The 18,506-nt window shown below is 54.6% G+C and carries 12 protein-coding genes and 3 pseudogenes; 8 read left to right on the forward strand and 7 right to left on the reverse strand.

Features of this window, described 5'->3' with window-relative positions:
• Positions 1-11: 11 nt before the first annotated feature.
• Positions 12-581, reverse strand: coding sequence for a Uma2 family endonuclease (locus LEPTO7104_RS0113630; RefSeq protein WP_155523632.1), 570 nt, complete (start codon positions 579-581; stop codon positions 12-14).
• 97 nt (positions 582-678) lie between these two features.
• Here LEPTO7104_RS0113630 and LEPTO7104_RS0113635 point away from each other — a divergent pair, with 97 nt between their 5' ends.
• Positions 679-1,113 carry a DUF29 domain-containing protein gene (locus LEPTO7104_RS0113635; protein ID WP_017299140.1) on the forward strand — a complete coding sequence of 145 codons (435 nt, stop codon included), beginning with the start codon at positions 679-681 and terminating at the stop codon, positions 1,111-1,113.
• Between the two features lie 95 nt (positions 1,114-1,208).
• Here LEPTO7104_RS0113635 and psbA read toward each other — a convergent pair whose 3' ends face one another.
• The 5 genes from psbA to LEPTO7104_RS0113660 all read right to left on the reverse strand — a co-directional run bounded on the left by psbA (position 1,209) and on the right by LEPTO7104_RS0113660 (position 7,712).
• On the reverse strand, positions 1,209-2,294 hold the full coding sequence (psbA, locus tag LEPTO7104_RS0113640; protein ID WP_017299141.1) for a photosystem II q(b) protein: 1,086 nt from the start codon (positions 2,292-2,294) through the stop codon (positions 1,209-1,211).
• A gap of 138 nt (positions 2,295-2,432) precedes the next feature.
• On the reverse strand, positions 2,433-2,780 hold the full coding sequence (locus LEPTO7104_RS0113645; protein WP_017299142.1) for a histidine triad nucleotide-binding protein: 348 nt from the start codon (positions 2,778-2,780) through the stop codon (positions 2,433-2,435).
• A 171-nt stretch (positions 2,781-2,951) separates the two neighbouring features.
• The gene (locus LEPTO7104_RS0113650; protein WP_017299143.1) at positions 2,952-4,466 is read right to left on the reverse strand and encodes an FAD-dependent oxidoreductase; all 1,515 of its coding nucleotides are present in this window, start codon (positions 4,464-4,466) and stop codon (positions 2,952-2,954) included.
• A 253-nt stretch (positions 4,467-4,719) separates the two neighbouring features.
• Positions 4,720-6,213 (reverse strand): carotenoid oxygenase family protein, encoded by a 1,494-nt coding sequence (locus LEPTO7104_RS0113655; protein ID WP_017299144.1) that lies wholly within the window; start codon positions 6,211-6,213, stop codon positions 4,720-4,722.
• 74 nt (positions 6,214-6,287) lie between these two features.
• Complete coding sequence (locus LEPTO7104_RS0113660; RefSeq protein WP_017299145.1) at positions 6,288-7,712, reverse strand: folate/biopterin family MFS transporter; 1,425 nt, start codon at positions 7,710-7,712, stop codon at positions 6,288-6,290.
• 634 nt (positions 7,713-8,346) lie between these two features.
• On the opposite strand from LEPTO7104_RS0113660, the pseudogene LEPTO7104_RS43610 reads away from it, so the two are divergent.
• The 3 genes and pseudogenes from LEPTO7104_RS43610 to LEPTO7104_RS0113670 all read left to right on the forward strand — a co-directional run.
• Positions 8,347-9,153 (forward strand): annotated as a pseudogene (locus tag LEPTO7104_RS43610) (substrate-binding domain-containing protein); the annotation flags it as partial.
• Positions 9,154-9,801: 648 nt separating this feature from the next.
• Positions 9,802-10,944: pseudogene (locus LEPTO7104_RS43615) on the forward strand (DUF4912 domain-containing protein); the annotation flags it as partial.
• A 42-nt stretch (positions 10,945-10,986) separates the two neighbouring features.
• Entirely contained in the window at positions 10,987-11,379 is a 393-nt protein-coding gene (locus tag LEPTO7104_RS0113670) for a nuclear transport factor 2 family protein (RefSeq protein WP_017299147.1), read from the forward strand.
• 369 nt (positions 11,380-11,748) lie between these two features.
• On the opposite strand, the gene LEPTO7104_RS33785 is transcribed toward LEPTO7104_RS0113670, so the two are convergent.
• Complete coding sequence (locus LEPTO7104_RS33785; RefSeq protein ID WP_017299149.1) at positions 11,749-12,054, reverse strand: hypothetical protein; 306 nt, start codon at positions 12,052-12,054, stop codon at positions 11,749-11,751.
• Positions 12,055-12,936: 882 nt separating this feature from the next.
• Between LEPTO7104_RS33785 and LEPTO7104_RS33790 the strand changes: the two genes are divergently transcribed.
• From LEPTO7104_RS33790 to LEPTO7104_RS33795, 4 genes and pseudogenes are all read left to right on the forward strand, one after another.
• Positions 12,937-13,767 carry a helix-turn-helix domain-containing protein gene (locus LEPTO7104_RS33790; protein WP_017299150.1) on the forward strand — a complete coding sequence of 277 codons (831 nt, stop codon included), beginning with the start codon at positions 12,937-12,939 and terminating at the stop codon, positions 13,765-13,767.
• A 172-nt stretch (positions 13,768-13,939) separates the two neighbouring features.
• Entirely contained in the window at positions 13,940-15,124 is a 1,185-nt protein-coding gene (locus tag LEPTO7104_RS0113690) for a hypothetical protein (protein ID WP_225886980.1), read from the forward strand.
• A gap of 93 nt (positions 15,125-15,217) precedes the next feature.
• Entirely contained in the window at positions 15,218-17,752 is a 2,535-nt protein-coding gene (locus LEPTO7104_RS0113695; RefSeq protein WP_155523634.1) for a hypothetical protein, read from the forward strand.
• A 316-nt stretch (positions 17,753-18,068) separates the two neighbouring features.
• Positions 18,069-18,506 (forward strand): annotated as a pseudogene (locus LEPTO7104_RS33795) (helix-turn-helix domain-containing protein); the annotation flags it as partial.

Below are 18,506 nucleotides of genomic sequence, written 5' to 3' on the forward strand. Positions count from 1 at the left end.
GGGGAGTCAAACTACGCCCCTTGTCGAAAAGCTCTGACCGCCTGGGGGCGAGACTCAACTAGGGCACACTGGGCTAGGCGATTTAGATCAATGCCCTGCACAAACTGGCTGTCGCCGACCTGCCGATAGCCGTCAGTGTGCAGTTGATAAACGCTGAGGCTGCCCGATTCCCAAAACCATACCTCAGCTACCCCCAGAGCCTCATAGCGCCTGAGTTTGTCAGGGCCACCGCTGGTAAACACCACCTCAACCGCCAGATCTGGGATCGGCTTTCTCGCGCTAAAACAGTACGACTCATCCGCCTGTACCGAGGCCACCGCTTCCCGTTCTTGAGAAAAAGAACCCGTCGCCACAAAATCTACGCCCTGACCCAGCAAGTAGTCTTCAATCAGGTAGCCAATATTGCCCTTCACAATCTCATGCTCTAGGGACGTAGACAAAATCTCTAACTCCCCAGCGTAGTAAAACAGACGAATACCTGACGAATCCGCAAATCCCTGCTGAATCGCCTTAAAACTATCCCAGCTCACGCCAGTATGGATGAAGCGCTGCTCAGTAGAGCGATCGACAAGTTGAACCACCGTCACCCTCCAGGGTCGCTTCTTCTATGATGAACTATAGTTCGGCTTGCAAAATGTTCAACTTGCGAAAGTTCAGTTTGCAATACAGGCATACGCTATGGCCAACCTTTATGAGACAGATTTCTACGCCTGGACTCAGCAGCAAGCCCAACTGCTAGAGCAAAACCTGTGGGAAAAGCTGGATCTGCACCACCTCGTAGAGGAACTGCAAGACTTGGGACGGCGGGAACGGCAAGAGCTGAGAAATCGCTTGAGTGTGCTGTTGGGGCATCTGCTCAAGTGGCACTACCAACCGGAGCACCGTGGCAATAGCTGGCGGGCCACCATTCGAGAGCAGCGCACCCGAGTGCAGCTAGTGTTGAGCGATAACCCCAGCCTGAAGCCCTATTTGGCGGAAGCGCTGGCGATCGCCTACCAACTTGGTCAAGACCTAGCCGTACAAGACACCGGCCTCGACTACAGCACCTTTCCCGCTGACTGCCCCTACACCCTGCCCCAAATTCTCGACCCAGCTTTCTTGCCCAACCTCTAGCCCAACAAAAAATGCCCCAGATTTCTGGGGCGTTTCATACCTTCATTCGACCTATTCACAGGATGGGCGAGGCGAGCGCCCCGCCCAATCACAACCTAGCCGTTGATTACAGGAGCCTGCAACGCAACGGGGGTAGCCTCACCGGCCGAAGCCAGGTCGAGGGGGAAGTTGTGAGCATTGCGCTCGTGCATCACTTCCATACCCAGGTTCGCACGGTTGATAACGTCTGCCCAGGTGCCAATCACTCGTCCCTGCGAGTCAAGGATCGACTGGTTGAAGTTGAACCCGTTCAGGTTGAACGCCATCGTGCTAATGCCCAAGGACGTAAACCAGATGCCAATCACAGGCCATGCGCCCAGGAAGAAGTGCAGGCTGCGGCTGTTGTTGAAGCTGGCATATTGGAAGATGAGACGACCGAAGTAGCCGTGGGCTGCAACGATGTTGTAGGTCTCTTCTTCTTGACCAAACTTGTAGCCGTAGTTCTGCGACTCAGACTCGGTGGTCTCACGCACCAGAGAACTGGTCACCAGTGAACCGTGCATGGCGGAGAACAGGGAGCCACCGAACACACCGGCAACGCCCAGCATGTGGAAGGGGTGCATCAGAATGTTGTGCTCTGCCTGGAACACAATCATGAAGTTGAAGGTACCGGAGATACCCAGGGGCATGCCATCCGAGAAGGAGCCTTGACCCAGGGGATAGATCAGGAACACAGCGGTGGCGGCAGACAGCGGAGCCGAGTAGGCGACGCAGATCCAGGGGCGCATGCCGAGGCGGTAGCTCAGTTCCCACTGGCGACCCATGTAGGCAAAAATGCCGATCAGGAAGTGGAAAACCACCAGCTGGTAAGGACCACCGTTATACAGCCACTCGTCGAGGGAAGCGGCTTCCCAGATCGGGTAGAAGTGCAGGCCGATGGCGTTAGACGAGGGCACAACCGCACCGGAGATGATGTTGTTGCCGTACATCAACGAGCCAGCCACGGGCTCACGGATGCCGTCGATGTCAACCGCAGGGGCGGCGATAAAGGCGATGGTAAAGCAGATGGTTGCGGTCAGCAGCGTAGGGATCATCAGTACGCCGAACCAGCCCACATAGAGGCGGTTTTCGGTGCTGGTAATCCACTGACAAAACCGCTCCCAGGCTCCCGCATTATCGCGGGCGCGAAGAGAAGTAGTCATGGTAAAAGTGCCAATGAATAACAACGAAAAATGGATATTGGATGGGTAAATCTATCCATCCATATGCAGTGTAAAGTTTCTCCTCTTCCCCGGGAATCAGCAGAAAAGAAACTTTATTTCGTTGTACAAAAGTAAAAACTAGCCCGGCGGCCAGCCTAAGCTGCGGCCACCAAGCAGGTGCAGGTGTAGATGGAAAACCGTCTGTCCGCCGTCGTCTCCGGTGTTGATTACAATCCGATAGCCGCTCTCAGTTAAGCCAGCCCGGTCGGCAATCTCCTTAACGGTTAGCAACAAATGGCCCAATAGTTCTTTATCGGCCGGGGTTGAGTCCGAAAGCTTGGGAATTGGCTTTTTGGGGATGACCAGAATGTGGGTAGGGGCCTTGGGAGTAATGTCGGTGAAGGCCAGGCAGAGATCATCCTCGTAGACTATGTTTGCCGGAATCTCTTTGCGGATGATTTTGCCAAAGATGGTGTCGCCACTCATGGGAGAAATAGACCTAGAAGACGCCGCTATTGTCGCACGGGGGTGGGCGTGCGGGGTGTTGGGACATTCAGAGGCGTTTGGGCGTTTGAGCGTTTGAGGGGGAATGTCTTAACCAGATTGGCTACAGCTATGCCTGTGAAATGTCCCAAACTCTTTGGCTACAGCTATAGATCAATCGCAGGATTTTTGCTCTAGCGGTTTTACGGCGGGGCCATGTAAGATTTTGCCCTCGCAGGTAAAGCGAGAGCCGTGGCAGGGGCAATCCCAGCTGGTTTCGGCTTCATTCCAGGCAACGATACAGCCCAGGTGGGGGCATACGGCTGAGACGGTGTGCAATTCACCACTATCATCTCGGTAGGCGGCGATTTTGCTGCCTTTGTGGGTGATTAGCTTGCCTTCCCCTGGTTTGACACTGTCGGCTGAGTCAAAGAGGCCTTTGAAGCGATCGCCCACCCAGCGAATGCCGACCTCCAGGTTTTGCTGAATGGATGTGGCGGTGACAAAGGGGGTAGGCCGCGTCGCCTCGTACAGGTCGGCCCAGGGGTTCTCAATGCCGAGAATGCGGTCTGAGAGCATCATACCTGCCATGACCGACTTGGCCATGCCCCAGAGGCTAAACCCGGTGGCTACGTAGGTGTGGTGGTGGGCCGGGGTGAGGGTGCCGATGTAGGGCAGCTTGTCAAAGGAATACATGTCCTGGCTCGACCAGCGGTAGGCGGGCTCGACTCCGAAGGTGCTGTGCAGGTAGCTTTCTAAACGCTGAAAGCGCTCATCGGTGGCATCGTCGGTGCCGACTTTGTGGCCTTCGCCGCCGACCAGCAGCAGCAGGCCACCGTCGTTGGTGGGGGTGGTGCGGATGGAGCGATAGCCTTCGCCCACGCCAATGTACATGCCCTGGGGGGCGCGGCTGGCCTCGATGGGGCCTGCGACCAGGTAGGACCGCTGGGGATAGGTTTTGGCAAAGTACAGGCCGATGTCGAGAATCGGCAGGTTGGTGGTGATCACCACATCCTGGGCAATCACCGTTGACCCGTTGTGGGTAATAACGCGACAGGGCCCCTCATCTTCGACGGTTTTGACGCGAGTTTGCTCAAAGACGTGGCTGCCGTCGCCGGGCAGGGTGGCCGCGATCGCCAGCATAAACTTGCGCGGGTGAAACTGCGCCTCGTCGGGCATCATAATCGCCCCGGCCACGGGAAAGGGCAGATCGACGCTTTCCACAAAGCTGGTGGGCAGCCCCAGGGTTTGGGTCGCCGTTACCTCGGCCTGGACCTTGGCCAGTCCTGCCTCATCGGTGGCAAAGGTGTAGTTGGCTTTGCGCTCTAGGTCGCAGTCGATGTTTTCGGCGGCAATCAGGTCGGCGAGGCGGGCGATCGCGGCCCGGTTAGACTCTCCGTACAGTCGCGCCTTCTCGTCGCCGTGCTCGTCAATCAGGTCGGCGTAAATCAGCTGGTGCAGGGCAGAAACCTTGGCGGTGGTGTGGCCCGAAGTGCCTCTGCCAATGCGATCGGCCTCGATTAAGGCCACGGTTTTGCCCGCCCGTTTGAGCAGTTTGGCGGTCATGACCCCAGCCAGTCCAGCGCCTACTACCGCCACATCTACGGTTACATCCTGGCTGAGGGCTGGATAGGTAGAGGGCAGCGTCGAATCGATCCAGTAGGAAACGTGGCGTCCGGTAAGCGTCATGGAATAAGACCAGTGAGGATTGTTATCTTCACCCTCCCGCACCCTGTCTGTATTTCCATCCCCCCCCGGCGGGAATCAGTATCCTCTGGTTCGGCGTAATCCTATGTCGAGGGGGATAGGTCGCGAAAACTATGGGCCGCAGGCGGGCGATCGCGCCCCAGCCACGGCCCCACTTCCATCGCCCATAGTTGGGTCCCACCGTTCAAAGGCCAGGGGCAGCCGCTCCGGCAGCACCTGCATCTATGCACTAGCCTCACGCTTCTCCACGGCCATCCCTGGGACCAAAATACTGATCCACAAAGCTACCGTGCAGCCCGTAGGGTACGTGGTGGGGTAGCTTGAGTCGAGCAACTGGGCCAGCGGTAATATCGTTGCCGTCGAGAATCACCAGATCCGAGCAGCGGCGCTCGGCGTTGTACATCAGCACCAGCACCCAGCCGTCATCGTCACCCGTGGCCCCAGGCCGTGGCACAAACAGAGGTTCTCCCATAAACCCGCGCGGGGCCGCGCTCCACAGCTGGGTGTCGCCCGTGTGGGTATCGAGCTTGAGGAGGGCTTGCAGGGGAGCGTTGCCTTCAGAGCCGTGGGCCGTCCCTATAAATAGATGTCGGTAGGGTCTCCCCTGGCGATCGGGGTGCAGGGAGGGAAACTCCACACAGCGGGTCACAAGCTTGGCGACCTGGCTGCTGCTGCTGGCCAAATCCACCGTAAAACGCCACAGCTGCCCGGCGGGCACGTGGTCAAAATCTACCTCGCGAAAGTCACGGCTGCCGTCGAGGGAGGGAAAGCTGTCGTAGCACACGGAGTCAACCACGATCTGGCCATCTTGCTCGAAGGCATTGGCGTGGTGAAACACAAAACAAGGGTCGGTATCGATGACCTGCATGGGGTCTCCGTTGCGGGGAACGATCAGAATTTTGGTCGGCTGCTTGGGGTTAAAGCTAATGCATTCTGCCGCCCCTTTGAACCCCAGCAAGAAGGGAATTGGCCCGAAGCTCACCGGATTCTGAAAGAAAATGGCGTAGTTGGGGGTGAGCGCAAAGTCGTGGATAAAGGCAAAGCCGGGGACGGTATGGCTGTGCTGGCGCAGGGCATTACCCTGGGTATCTAGCTCATAGACAGTGATAGTGCTGGAGAGCCCGGCCTTAACCGAGAAGCCCACTAGCCGCCGATCGCCGTGGTGGCCGGGGTCGATGCGGGGGTGGGCGGTGAAGGACCCGCCGGGAGAAATTAGCCCATTTAAGTAGTCCAGCCCCAGGGTGTCCAGGGTGGCAGGATCTAACCGATGGGGTTCAGCGGCTTCCCACAGGGCCAGCAGCTTGTCGGCCCAGTAGATGATGCTGGTGTTGGCGATGTTTTTGAGCTTGAGGTCGAAGGCATTGGCCAAGGGGCCACCGGGCTTTTGGGTGCCAAATACGCCTCGAAACAGCGGCTTTTTAGCCTGCTGCTCGGCCAGGTAGCCCTCGGTGCGCACAAACCGATTGCGAAAGAAAGCCTGCCCATTTTGAATAGCGATGCTGCTGATCATGCCGTCGCCGTCGAAGGGGTGCTTGACGGGGTGGCCGTGGATATCCAGCAGGCCGGGGCCGTTGCGAAAAAGGGTGCCCTCCAACTCTGCTGGAATATTGCCCTCAATGTCGGCAATCCAATAGTCGTGCTCGTTGGGCTGGGAACGGTAGCCGCTGTTCCAGTCTTCGACGGAGTAGGGCTGGGTGGTGGTGGTGGAACGGGGTTGGGTGGCGGTCATGGGGATGGGGAGGTGAGGGGATGGGGAAGATAAGGGGATGGGGGAGGTGGGGGGATGGGGAGGTGGGGAGGTGGTCAATCGGGGTCGCCGACGGGGACCGGATGCTCTAGGGAGGTAGGGGCGAAGAGCGTTGTTGAAACCGTGGCCAGTTCCGGCGGAGGTAGGGCTTCTGGAGCGGGGGACTCTGCCCCTTGGGAGGTGGTGCTGGGCAGCAGAAACAGCAGCGGCAGCGGCAGCAGGGTCGTGAGGTTGGTAATTAGCACCAGCTGCCAAAGGTTGGTGAAGTCGGTTTCGGTAACGCTGAGCCAGTGGGTAAGCAAAGCCCCCAGTTCGTGGGACAGCAGCCCGGCCAGGTTGACCACCGACATCAGCAGCGCAAACAGGGTGGCCTCTACGCCGGGGGGACAGAGCCGGGCCGACAGCACCAGCACCGGCATAAAGGCAATTTCGCCCATGACGGTGAGCACCAGGCTGTCGCCGAGGCTAAACCACTCGTCGCCAATGCCCAGGCTGCGGTTGGTATGGGTGACCAGCAGCAGCATGGTCATGCCCAGAACGCTAGAGAGCACCGTAGACCAGGCAAAAATGGTGCGAAAGGGCACGGTGCGCAAGAATCGCTGAAATACCCAGATGCCAAGCAGCGCCGCCAGGCTGGTCACCAACCGCACCCGGCCCAGGAACTCGGGCTGAAAGCCCAGATCGTTGGTGGTAAAGAAAAAGAACGCGGCATCGGCGGTAGGGGTGGCCTGCCACAGGAAGAGGAACAGGGCCGGCATCCAGATGGCGCGCTGGCGAACGGCCTGCCAGAGCTGATTGACCTGGTTTCTGACCACCGCAAAACTGGGCGAATCTACCGGGTCTTCGGCAATTAGGACCGCGACGATGGACACCACCAGGGGAAAGGTCGCGGTGATGCCAAACACGGCGCGGGTGCTGATGTGCTGGAGCAGCGCTCCGCCCAGGTAGGCGGTGAGAATACCGCCCACAGCTGAGGTGCCCCAGGCTAGCGATTGCAGGGTGCCTGCTTTACCGAGGGATTCGCCCCGCGCCCGTTCCACCACCAGGGAGTCGACGATAACGTCGCTGACGGCAACGGAGAGAGAGCTGACGGTAATGGCCGCGATCGCCGCCCAGCCCGTCTGCACCACCGTGGCCAGCGCTAACCACGCCCCAGCCCCCAGCAGCCCCGACATGATTAGATAGGGTCGCCGCCGATAGCCAAAGATGGGCAACCCGTCAGACAGCAGCCCAAATACGGGCTTGATCGTCCAGGGCAGGGTGGCAATACCGCTGAGGGCGGCCACCTCCGCCGGGGTCAGGCCCAGGTCATCTTTGAGAAAAAAGCTCACCGCCAGCCGGGCCAGACCCAGAATGCCCTGCACAAAGTACACCAGCAAAATGGCCGCAAGTTCGGAGGTCAGGGGCTGGCCCAGGAGAACGCGAGTCTCCACAAAGCCTTTAATGCCGTCGCTGGGGGGGAAGAAGCCGTCATGAATCAATCAGTCTTGCTAGGTAATCGTTTCGGGATGATCGTTTTGGGATTTGTTAAGAAATGTCAATCAATTTCCTCATCATAACCTGCGACCCAGGATGCGGTGGGGCGTGGCTCGGTCAGAAGGGTCTATCGAGAGATAGAGAGCCCTGGTAACAAACTTTATGGAACGGGGAATTTAGGGGAATTTAGATGAGTGCCAAAGTCCGGCTGAAACCTCCTGCGTGGGATCAATAACACAGGGGTACGGGCTAGAGCATGGGAACAGATGTTCTCTCAGGCGCCGTTGAGCTGGCAGCATAGTGCCCACCCCATGGAACTGCTCAGCGGTCAGGACAGAGCGGTCAGGACAGAGCGGTCAGGGCGACGGTGGGAGTTGGCGCTGCTCGCGTTCTTTTTAATCGTCAGAATGACTTGTTTTCTGGGAAATTAAGCCATTTGCAGCCAGTATTGGCCCTGAACACCCCTGCGGGTTTCCCATTGACTCCCCTGGCGAATGCTGCAATAGTTGAGCGTAATTCTCGGGTACGCACCAAATCTGGGTTAATCGACGGGTTTTGCGCGCCAGCATACTCGTGTTTTGCCTGTGGACTTGGTATATTTGCCTGGCCTTCAGTTCTTTGCCTCCCCCCTGACAAACGATGCAGTATTCAGTCAAGCTTCTTGTTGCCGCACTGTTTGCCCTTAGCCCGGCAGCTCATCCTGATCTGAGGGCCTTTGCCCTGGCTCAGGTGGCCCAGACTCAAGTTTTTTCGCTGCCTGAGACTGTGCCCTCGGGTACCACCCTGTCCATTCAAAGTTCCCCCAACCTGGGGGTTGCGGCCCAGGCTCTCAAGAAAGAGTTTGAGTCGGCCTACGACGGCACCGATGTTGGCGTGGAGGTGACCAGCAGCGACGAAGCCATGGCGGCCCTGGCCGACGGCAAGATTGATCTGGCGGCCATCGGGCGACCCCTCACCCCGGCAGAGCAGGCGGAAGGCCTGGTGACGGTCCCCCTCGATCGCGCCAAGATCGCCATTATTATTGGCCCCGACAATCCCTTCGCTGGCAACCTCACCTTCGCGCAGTTTGCCGCTATGTTTCGGGGCGAGATTACCGACTGGTCGCAGGTGGGCGGTGCGCCCGGCCCCATTCGGTTTGTCGATCGCCCGGAGAGCAGCGATACCCGCCGATCGCTGAGCCAGTACGAGGTTTTTCGCAGCGCCCCCTTTGAGACTGGGGCCACCGCCGACCCCGTGGCCGATGACGACACGGCAGAGGTGATCAAGGCGCTCGGTAGCGATGGCATTAGCTATGCGATCGCCCCCCAGGTGCTCGATCGGCCAGGGGTCAAGATTGTGCCCATGCACCAAACTCTGCCCGACGATCCGCGCTATCCCTACTCGCAACCCCGCTACTTTGTCTATAAAGGCGAGCCTAGCCCGGCGGTGGCGGCATTTTTGGGTTATGCCACCTCTTCGGCGGGGGCAACCGCGCTGGCCGCAGCCCAGACGGGGGAAGCTGATGCCATTGCCAATGCGGTGCAGACCCCGGCGCCCGCTGCCGAGGCCACGCCCGCCGCGACTCCGGCACCTGCCGCGACCCCGGCACCCGCCGCGACCCCAGCACCCGCCGCAACCCCTGGTGCCGCTGCCGCAGGCGGAGAAGATGACACTCGCGGCGGCTTCGCCTGGTGGTGGCTGCTGCCCCTGGCGGCTTTCCTGGGGGGACTGGGTTGGCTGCTGACTCGCGGCAGAGGGGGGGCTGCCCCCGTTGCTGAGGCCCCGGTGGCACCACCGCCGCCGGTCGAGCCGCCGATCGCACCGTCTCCGGTAGCGCCGCCCCTGGCGGTGGATGAGCCGGTAACTGCGGCGGTGCCTGAACCGCCTGCGCCCGTGGTTGTGCCCCCGGCGCCCGAACCCGAGCCTGTGGTTGCGCCCCCGGTGCCCGAACCCGAGCCTGCCCCCGAGCCCGAAGTAATTACGGTTGAGGAAGTGCCTCCGGCGATCGCACCAGTTGCTGAGCCTCCGGTTCCCCAGCCCGCGACCATCCCTGCGGCTGTTCCCGTTGCCCTGGGGGCGGCGGGGTTGGCGGCGGGGGCGGCGGCCTCGCTGGCCAGCACCGAAGACCAGTCGGCGGTAGAAGCGAGCAAGTTTAACGTGGTGGGTCGCCCCGCCGACGGCGAACTGGATCTCTCCACCATTGATGACGGTCTGCCGCCCCTGCCCGATGGCTACGGCGAAAGCCGCATCGTGCTCATGCCCCGCGACCCGCAGTGGGCCTACGCCTACTGGGATACGCCCCATACCCACAAAGAAGAGCTGCGCCGCCAGGGCGGTGAACATTTAGCCCTGCGCCTCTACGATGTCACCGGCATTAATTTAGATGATCAGGCCCCCCACAGCCTGCAACAGGTGGGCTGCGACGAAATGGCCCGCGAATGGTACATGCAGATTCCGGTCAGCGATCGCGACTACCAGGTCGAAATTGGCTACCTGGCGGGCGATGGCCGCTGGCTGGTGCTGGCCCGCTCCAACACCATTCGCGTTCCCCCCGTCTACCCCTCCGACTGGACAGAAGAGCACTTCCTTACCGTCACCTGGGAAGAGAACCTGCGCGGCAAGACGATCATGACCCTGATCGATCCGCGCGTTAAGGGGGCCGATGCTGGGCTGCATGAGCAGCTCTACGCCCTGGCTCAGGGGGGTGAAGCCCTGCGAGTCGATGGCTCTCTGTTTGGCTCAATGCAGCACGTGGCCGGGTCCATGGCACCGCCAATTAGCTCCTTTGTCTTTCCCTCGGGGGCTGGGCTGGGCGCGGCAGCGATGGTGCCGGGTCTGCCGACCATGTCCGGCATCTCAGGCCTAACCCAGTCGGGAGCAGGCCTGGCGGGGCTGACCACCTCCGGAATTGGGACGTTTACGATGTCGGGCTTCTCTGGGCTAACCATGTCTGGGGTGGGTTTGGGCGCTGTGTCGCCCCGCAAGTTCTGGCTCGTGGCCGATGCCGAGCTGATTGTGTACGGGGCCACCGAGCCCGATGCCACGGTTACCATAGCTGGCGTTCCCATCGAGCTTTCTGAGGATGGCACGTTTCGGTTCCACCAGTCGTTCCAGGATGGCGTCGTTGACTACCCGATCATGGCGGTGGCGGCGGACGGCGAGCAGAGCCGCAATGTGCATCTAACTTTTGAGCGGCGCACCCCCGATCGCAACACCAACACCAAAGACGAAGCCCAGGATGAATGGCCCAGCCTGTAAGGCTGCTCGATAGTTTTTCGCCCAGAGCCAGGGAAAGAGCCTATGGATCAGGTGTCGCTGCTGTCGATTCTCCGCGAGCTAGAGTGCGAACTTCACCAGCCGCAGTGCCGAGGCGATCGCGATCGCCTTGGCCAGCTGCTTGCTGCCGATTTTAGAGAGTTTGGTCGCTCAGGAGCGTCCTACACGCGCGATGACATGCTGGCGAGTTTGCCGCTAGAGACAGCAGCACCGCAAATCCATGCCCAGGACTTTGCTGTGCAGGAGCTGGCCGACTCGGTTGTCTTACTCACCTATCGGTCAGCCCACAGAAGCCCGTCGGGAGAGTTGTATCGCCATACGAACCGATCATCCATTTGGCGGCTCGATTCAACAGGCTGGCGGATGGTGTTTCATCAGGGTACGCCCACGGACCCTTTTGACCAATCGGCAACCTAATACCAAATCAAAATCCCATAATCCCGATTCCCAAAAGGTAGAACCGTAGGGTGCATTGCGGCTACACCCTCGCCTGGCAGCGCCCTGATGGCTTTGATTAGCCGCAATGCACCCCTAGGGAATCGGGGGTAGCTGATCAGGATTTGGTATAAGAGGGCGTTTGAAACGTGATCTGCTGTAGCTTTAGCCCCCTGCTGATCCCCCCTGCCCCCCTTAAAGAGGGGGGTAAAGGTCCCCCTTGTTAAGAGGGATTTCCACTTTTGCTGCAAAAGAGAGGATCTGTTGGGTTTCGCCGAGCCTCAACACCAACCTACAAGTTAAGCTGGCCGCGCTACTACGAGCGAGAACCTGGGCCTGGGCCTGGTAGCGCTATGCCATCAGCAGCGTTTTGGTCAAAATCGCCATCCACTGGCCGGGTTTTTCGGTAGGCATGGGTTCGCTCCAGTCGTTGGGTTCGGCGTAGCCGAGGGCGTGGAGGATTTTGATGGTTCGGTCTATGCCTGCCAGGCTGCCAAAGAGCATGTGGCGCACTTTTTCGGGGTTGAGGGGCTTTAGGGACCGGGTCCCTTTGTCGTTGCCCTCGGCCCCTGAGGGCAGCGGCAGGGACCCGGTCCCTGGATTGGTCCCTTGAGTCTGTTGGGTGTGGTTGGCTTCTGGCTCTAGATATTCAAACATCGGTTCTGTTTCCTTTTGTGGTTGCAGTGAGCAAGCCCTGACCGCATATCCCCTCCTGGGAGGGGTAGAGGTGGGCAAAACCCAGGCAAAAAGTGACTTACTCGCGGTAAGCAACAGACTTATTGCTGAGACTGACCCACCCCGCCCTGCGGGCACCCCTCCAGTGGAGGGGATGGGCGAGGAAAACAGAACGCGAAAACCCCAGCCGCCCGCAGCGCAAGTGCAAACTGGGGGGGCTAGGGTACCATTTACCATAGCCTCGCAATCTGCCTCAGAGATTTGCGGGGTTAGCTGTCTGTTGGTGTTGGTAGCACCTTCAGACAGCGCCAAGATTTTCGAGTTCTGTGTGAACACCGCTCTGCTGAACGGCTTAACGTAAAAGAGTACTGGTACAAAAGCTCCCCGTCAACCGTGGAGTATATAAGAACTTTGCCTTCTGCCTTAAAAAAATGTGAGAAATTCCTAATGTCCTACTGAAGTTGGCACAATATTTGGAAAGTTTCTTACGAACTAACCCAAGCGGGGCAAGATGCAAAAATTTTCTGCATCTCATCTCTATTTTTCTGTTTTAGGTAAATATTCAGAAACCATATCTCTAGTAGCATTTTCAGCTGGCTGTGATCAGTGTCCTGCACTTATTGCATAGGGCAAATCGATCATCCTGAACTTTTCAAAGGAAAACTGTCTGTGACAATTACTAAAGATAATCGAGCGATATTGAAAATAGCAGAAGGTTAAAAAGTCAATCGTTTGTAAGACAAAGAAGGTGCATGAATGTCGCGATCGCCCTCAAACCCACCATCAGACTCTAAGCAAAGTCAGCCTTGTGAGAATCCTGATTCTCCGCCGCGATATTCTGACCAACTCGCACTACCTGCTACATTGGCAAATGATGAAACGGAGTGGAGCAGCGTCAGCCTAGAGTATTATCATCTGCCTCAGCCAGGAGAAACCCCAGAGCTTTGCTTTGATCACTACGCGATCGCTGTTACGCTTGGACAGGGTTTTCAGCTCGATTGGAAAATTGATGGAGTTGCTAAAGGACGGTTACAGCGACAGATGCTGTTTCACGGTGGTATGACCCTTGTGCCGATGCAACACGCTCACTCGGGAGCCTGGAACCAACCCCACGAAGGGTTTGCCATCAGTTTGAAGCCAGAGTTGCTAACTCGCAACGCCGCAGAATTGTTAGCGGTTGATCAGGTTGAGCTGCTGCCTCAAAAACCCCTGTACGATCCCTTTATTCTTCAAGTTGGTTTGGCGCTCAAAGCAGATTTAGAATCTCGTCGACCTGGTGGAAGGCTATATGCAGAAACGATGGCAACAGCACTGGCCGTCCATTTGCTGAGAAATTATTCCGCACACACTCACAAATCTGTTAATTATTTAGGCGGCTTGTCAACAACGCAACTAAAGCGAGTGATTGATTATATCAATGACCATCTAGAGCAGGAGCTAAGTTTGGAGAAGATGGCAGCGATCGCTCAGCTTAGTTCCTATCACTTCTGCCGATCTTTTAAGCGATCGATGGGCTTAACACCTCATCAATATGTAATTCAGCAGCGGGTGGAGCGAGCAAAGGTGCTGTTGAAGGACCAAAAAATGGGAATTTCAGAGGTGGCAACTGCCTGCGGCTTTAGCCATCAAAGCCATCTAAATCGTCACTTTAAGCGATTAACGGGCGTAACCCCCAATTTTTTTTCCAAGTCTTAGCAATTTTGTGCAAAAGCAGCAATCCCGTGCAAGATTTCCCTATTGCCTTTGCTCTAATATCCCTAGCAACTTGAGTTACGTTTAGGACTGCAAGGAAGAAATTATGCCAGATACATCCAGTAATACTAGTTCACTTCCATGGGATCCGGAAAAGTTGAGGCAGGCTAGTACTGTGCTTGAACAAGTAATTACTGAATTTGGAAAGCTAGCAGACCCTTCGCATGACCAAAGTTTAAATTTCGCATGGCACTTTCTACAGGTGTATTCAACTTGGGGATTAAGATTACCGAACACAGAAGAACTCCTAAAGCTGTTCTTGGGAATATCAGAACCAGCTAAGTATTTATTCTTTGGCAATATGAAGGATGGATATGACGAAATTTACCATGCCTGTTTGGATTTCCAAGTTGATATTTTCCCAGAAGTAATTGAGATTGGCACCAATATTCTGTCCTTTGCTTTAAAGGCACAGAAAGGAGAGCGTGGAATTTTCACACAGTTGAGCCAATTGATTGGCTCCAAACCTGCTATCGCCCTTAAATTAATTACTAAGTTACAGCGAACCACTCAAGAAAATGCGGATCACGCGACAGAGGTAGGAGCAAAATTAGCTAAGTTCAAGGCAGATCTTGACTCAGCATTACAAAAGCATCTCAAGCCAGCGAAAGCCCAGGTTGAGGAAGATGAAAAAACCTCGAAAGCAACGATCGAAACAATTGCGGGAGGGGCAGAAGCCCAGGGATCACTTAAACAGCTGCAAGATTTATTGGCTAGTGAATGGAAGGAGTATAACTACGATGTTAAAGTCGCTGCTACAACCCCGACTTATGCCTGGGTGCCTATTATTGGAACTATTCCGGCTGTTGTAGTTGCAGGTGTTTATGGAGACAGAGCCGTGCACCACCTGAAGCAGGCTCATCGTTACGAAGAAGAAATTAAACAAAATAATCAAAAACTCAGCACTGCTATCCAAGCACAAACCGTTCATAACACTGTCGATAGGGCACTAGTAGGGGCACAAAGGTATACGGATCTGGCGATCGCACATACGAATACAGTGCAGAATGCATGGGTCAAGGTAAAAGCAGGTCTTGACGATCTCAAAGAGAGTGTCAGCAATCTGACAACAGAAAGCGATTCAGGCAAGGTTCTTGAGGCAACAGAGTTGATTGAGATTTTTCTTGGGGATGCTGAGGACTACTGGGAAAAACTGGTTCCACCGCTAACCGCTTTAACCGATAATCCTTACATCAAAGTTGCACCGGGTGATGCCAGTCTCGGTAGTATCGCTGACGAAGTTGAGAAAGAAGTGGCACGGTTAAATTCAATGTTAACGGTCGGAGTAACCCGTGTTTAACGTCGCTGACGAAGTTGAGCAAGAGGTGGCACAGTTAAAGAACGAAGTTGCTAATACGCTAGCAATACCTGCATAGTTAGTGGAGGTGAAATGATGACAGTAAGAGATTGGTCTCAATTTTATGCTCCTGAACGGCAGGCAGATTGGCAACTACCTGCCGCCAGCCAAGTCATTCTGGAGAGAGGAATTTTTCGTCAGTTGATGCTCTCCTGGAGCGAACTGCCCAATAAAACGAATGAGGGAAAAGATATTCCTCTCTGGCTTCTGTGTTGCGATGTACTTGAAGTGAATCAAGACATTTTAATTGAGCAAAAACTAGCCCTAGTTTTTGCCAGACGAGTTGAAGTTAATAATGCTGCGTCGTTAATTTGTGATCGCAGAAAAAATGATCCTCAGAACATCATCATTTTCGCGCAGGAAGTCGTTGATGGAGCAACCGGAAAGCCAGCCTCACTGAATATCAAAGCGGTGAGCGACAATAAAACTGTAAAGACTCACAGTTTTCAGCCTGATCCAGTGACTCAGGGGGCAACTGGTTTCTCTTGGTCGACAAAGTCCGCAGAACCCGTCGTACTAAAACCTGAAGATCTTGATCCTGCCTACTTCTATGAAGGTGCCCCCTTGCGACTGGCGCTGGTGACAGCATTTCAGTTGGCTACGCTATTATCAACGGAAGACGAAAACTTGAGTATCGCACAGCTCCGGTGGGTCAGTAGTTTGGCGAAGTCATCCCCTGAGACTCGCGATCTGGCGGCTCAAGCAGCCTCAATGGTGATGACACTCCTCGATCTGCAAACAGCAGCAGACAATAACGCACTCCTGGTCCCTCAGCTTGATTTAGATATCTATGCAGCAAAAGCTCAAGACTTTATGGGGCTACTGCGAGAACGACAAGACAAATGGGATAAATTACAATCTCGACTAGCCGATGATGAGCACTGGGCTGATGCCGCAAGGGATACGATCGCGACTCAGAAAAATCAGAAAGAACTTGCTGAAAAACTGGTAAGTCAAGCCGAAAATACTCGTCGCCAAGCAGTAGATGCTCGTGATATTGCAGCAAGGCAAGTCGTAGCAGAACAAGAGAAGGTAGAGCATTGCCGGAAAGTTTTTGAGCACGGCATTGAGCAGTGGAAAGAAGCTCATATCAGAGCTGAAGAGATAAATATTGTTACGGGGGTCGGCAAAATGCTCCTCCAATTGCCAGCCATCCTAACGGTTGGTCCGATCGCAGCATTGCCAACCGCTGTAAAAGTTACCGAGGGTGTAACATCTGTCGTAGATAGCGTTGGTTCTATAACCCGATTTGATCTCGGCATCACAGATCTTGGCCTCAGTAATGCTGATATTGGATCATCTGAACCACCATCCCAGGAAGCATCCAGAGCAGGTTCCCAACCATCTGCCAATGGGGAGGAAGAAAAGAAGAAACTTCAAGAAGCGGAAGATCAGCTTAAAAGTGGGCTACAAACTGCTGGTGAAAGTGGCAAAGAAATTTTCGACGCTATTAGCAATATTATCAACATTACGAAAACAGCCAGTCAAGTGGGAGCGCAAAGTCATGAGATTTTGCAATCCGTGGAAAATGCTACTAATGAAGCCTTCTCTTCTTATGAGGTTAGAGGTCTTGATGTAGTGACGGGTGGTAGCCAGATTTGGGATCTCCTTAAGAACACAGTAGAGAATACTTTTGAAAACATCAGCATCTTGAAAGACATTGCCGGGGGTACAGATTATCGTCTGGAGATTCGTAATCTCATTATCTATGGAAAGGCGTTTAGCGAAGCTCGATTAGCAGTAGCTAAGGCAGATGCACAACTTGCGGAAATGAAATGGCGACGCATTGCGATAGAAAAAGAGATTGATATTACTGAACGGCGTCTAAAAGAATTGGGTCAACAGATCAGACAAGATCAGACGTTTGCTCAATTGGCCTTTGGCAGGATTCTTGATACGAAGAGATCTATCTATCTCGCCATGGAAGCGTATCAGCGTGCATTCAAATATTTCACCCTTGTTGGTAACGCTGATGCTCCTATACTGCCACGAATTACTGATAACGTAGATAAATTTGGATCAGCAGTATCTCAAATTTCAGGTAAAGAATTAAGGAGCAAAGCCCTGAGCCAACCTCCGGAAACTATGAACCGTTACTTTAATCTTACAAATGAGAAATTACTGGCCCTAAAATCTGATGGATTTGTCACATGGGAGCTAAAGCCTGACCATCAGTGCTTCAAATCTTTTTGTCGAGTTAGATTTAGAAGGGTACGTATTTTTGCTGAAGGCTTAGACTATTCTGAGGACATCGAGATTAGAATTCTAACCTCGGGGATGTACACTGACAAACTACCTGAAGGAGGTTTTCGGACTTTTATAGGAAGCACGACGCGGCGAAACTTCGTCTATAAAGGAGCGAATCGTCTAGATATAGCGTTTGATGGCGACATTGCACCGCGCTACGAGAACGACTTCTTCTTACCGACTCCTTTCACAATCTGGACTATCGTAATTCAACCTTATAGCAGTGGAAATACAGCTATAGATTTGGATTCGCTTAAAACCTTCTTGAAACCAATCGAAAGCTTAAGGGTTGAGCTTTATGGTGAAGCTACACCCATTTCTTAAAAACGTTGAGCCGCAAAGAGATATCAATCAAGGTATCAGGATTCAATTATCTTATTGTGATTGCTATCGTCTTAGAGTGCACTCCTTGATGCAACTTTCCCCGCTCCATAGATGGATTTTTGGGAACACGCCATGCTTATAAATTCCTTAAAAATAACAACTGCCAGCTAACAATGTCGGCGCACACAGACCGCCAGGAAATTATCTGTTAGAAGTTTGAGGTTACCTGCGGCGGGTGATGGGCAGTGTTATCACGATAGCTAAGCTGTTAAGCATCTAAACTACATATTAGGGAGTGTATTTTGGTGAGTTATACATGCCAATCAAGAATTACCTAACGGCCGAAGAGAAACAGGAATTGCAGAAGCAGCTTAAATTTCATGAGCATCCCGACGTTCGTGAGCGTATTCTAATTCTGCTATTGCGAAATGATGGCAGAAAACAGCAAGAGATTGCAGACTTTCTAGGTTGCTCCTTAAGGAAAGTAGCCTATTGGTGTGCCCACGGAAATCCAAGTGACTTAGCCAGTTTAACCGATGAACGAATGCATGGGAATTATCATAAGGCCACCGATCAATATGTCAACTTATTATTGGATGTCATTGAGAAATAGCCTCAAGAATTGGGGTACGAATTTGGTCGATGGACGGCGGCTCGGCTCGCCACATATTTAGAACAAGAAACCGGGATTCAGCTAAGTGGGAGTCAAGTGAGGAGGATTCTCAAGTCAAAAAGTACGTTACCTCTGGGCCAA

Source organism: Nodosilinea nodulosa PCC 7104, from assembly GCF_000309385.1.
In the GTDB taxonomy this organism is placed as follows: Bacteria; Cyanobacteriota; Cyanobacteriia; order Phormidesmidales; family Phormidesmidaceae; genus Nodosilinea; species Nodosilinea nodulosa.